The organism is Shewanella sp. MBTL60-007 (assembly GCF_019654915.1).
Taxonomy (GTDB): Bacteria; Pseudomonadota; Gammaproteobacteria; order Enterobacterales; family Shewanellaceae; genus Shewanella.
Genome location: NZ_BPET01000138.1, coordinates 1 through 1,561, shown reverse-complemented (window position 1 = coordinate 1,561; position 1,561 = coordinate 1). Strand labels below are relative to the sequence as shown.

Sequence of the window (1,561 nt, the reverse complement as noted above, 5' to 3'; positions counted from 1 at the left end):
CCTTGGAACATAACCGCTTATTATCCTACATATAGGACAAACCTTTGCTTCTAATAAACTTGCATCCAACATATCAGTGTAACTTATTGATGTAAACAGCCTAATATTTAGCCACTTGTCGTTTTCAGTTTTGAACACTCCGCAAAATTGAGTAAAACATTTATCGAGTCCAATGTAAGCCCAAGTTAATAAATTAAGTCTCTGAAAAGTAAGTTTATATTTTTGTGAACAAATTTATCAATGCGTTTTAAGCTGATTTTCGCTTCGATAAAAGCAAAGGGAAAGGCAGGCAAATAAAAACCTTTCACATTAACTTTTCTATAGCCAAAGCTTTACCTGTGCAATTTACCTTTTTGATTCGTGGAAATGATATTGGGGCATTTCCAAGTTAGTCCGAAAATCATTACGACCTAATGAGTACACCAATTATCCCGTGTAGATACGGCCGTGACCGTCCATGACAAGGTGAGAGATAACGAAGTTATCAAGCTTTCGAACGAGAGGCAGGATGCCGAACTGGCTTTTTAGCAGGGATGCTATTCGTCATGGCCGAGCTTCCATGGATGGACTTGCAGCGTGTCACGGCAGTGTCTGCACATACGCCCGCTGCAGGCGATTGATAACTAAATAAGTCAAAATCCCTATCCCACTACCATGTAGCAACGAATACAAACAAAAATGTAATTAGCCTTTATTCCAAGGCTAACCAAGTTAGCAATAACGTGACGCTCAGCCCTAGCGCAGCTTAGATAATACTGGCAATATGTCAGCAATATTATAAGAAAGGGACTACTCCTCCATGAAGCAGTTAAGTTTAATTGCCGCACTATTGTGCAGTTTAATCATCACAGGTTGTGCAGAGCTTAAAGACGCTGGTCGTCAGATCGGACACACAACGAAAGAAGTAACCACAGATATTGGCCATGCGACACGGGATACCACTCGCGCCATAGGTCACGCATCAAGAGATGCCGTCAATTCGGTAAAAGAAGATCTTAGCGAAGATTAACGATTTACCCTACTCTCTATAAAATTCAGCTATAAAACTCAGTTATAAAGCAAAGGCTCATTATTGAGCCTTTGTTTTATCTTTGTATCTATAACTCATCCCAGTCAGCAGTCTAGGCAGCATTAGCCCGCATTCCATGTTCAGCGGGTTGTCCTTGCTCATTAACATGTACAAATACTATTTTGTCTATACTCACTATTGGTAGATGAGTCAGCTTATTACGTACTTTACAACATACGGTAATCGAAGTGGCGCCAGCACTAATTAACTCTAGGCCAAACTCAATCACATCTCCTTGGCGTGCTGGAGCCATAAAGTTAATTTCCGACATAATTTTAGTGACATGGCGCTGGCTCTTCATCTGGCAACCTGCAAATATAGCGGCTTCCTCATCAATCCAACTGAGTAACTGACCACCAAAAAGAAAATTGGCGGGGTTTAAATGCTCAGGTTTAATAAAGCGGCGACTGTAATATTTCATATTGGACTCCTTAAAGGTTATATCCAATTAGATATAGCAAGAACAAGACCACAAAAATTCCACTTTATTTT

Annotated in this window: 2 protein-coding genes; one reads left to right on the top strand and one right to left on the bottom strand. The window is 40.2% G+C overall.

Features of this window, described 5'->3' with window-relative positions:
- Nucleotides 1–799: 799 nt before the first annotated feature.
- Nucleotides 800–1,009 (top strand): hypothetical protein, encoded by a 210-nt coding sequence (locus K5Q92_RS23690; RefSeq protein WP_220771241.1) that lies wholly within the window; start codon nt 800–802, stop codon nt 1,007–1,009.
- Between the two features lie 112 nt (nt 1,010–1,121).
- Here the strand turns inward: K5Q92_RS23690 and K5Q92_RS23685 are convergent, their stop codons facing one another.
- Nucleotides 1,122–1,490, bottom strand: coding sequence for an acyl-CoA thioesterase (locus K5Q92_RS23685; protein ID WP_220771240.1), 369 nt, complete (start codon nt 1,488–1,490; stop codon nt 1,122–1,124).
- Between the last annotated feature and the right edge of the window lie 71 nt (nt 1,491–1,561).